The sequence below is a fragment of the Mesorhizobium sp. CNPSo 4688 genome (assembly GCF_057784295.1).
This window is the reverse complement of sequence record NZ_JBWLUY010000109.1, coordinates 1-333: the sequence shown is the minus strand read 5'-3', so window position 1 is coordinate 333 and position 333 is coordinate 1. Positions and strand designations below refer to the sequence as shown.

Below are 333 nucleotides of genomic sequence, written 5' to 3'. Positions count from 1 at the left end.
GCCAATCGCCGCGGCAGCCATTGGTCGCTGCTGTTCGTTGATCGCCGCGAGCGGGAACGGCCGGTTGCCTATCACTACGACTCGAACGGGAGATACAACGAGGCGCCCGCAGGACAACTCGCAGCAAGGCTGGGCGCGCGCTTGGAGTCACCCCGCATCCCCCAACAGCGAAACGGTCATGATTGCGGCGTCTTTGTGGTGGACGGCACGCGCGAGCTGGTTAGGCGATTGGCGCAACCAGGGCAGCCAGTCCAGCTGGACCTCGACGGGCTCCGTGCCGATCGGCAGGCACTGCAAAACCGACTGAGGGGCTGAAGCTTCGCCATGGCGGGA

General features: G+C 65.5%; 1 protein-coding gene. It reads left to right on the top strand.

Features of this window, described 5'->3' with window-relative positions:
- The coding region (locus AC04SH_RS35015; RefSeq protein ID WP_488481895.1) for a Ulp1 family isopeptidase at window positions 1–315 on the top strand (315 nt) is incomplete at its 5' end.
- Window positions 316–333 lie beyond the last annotated feature (18 nt).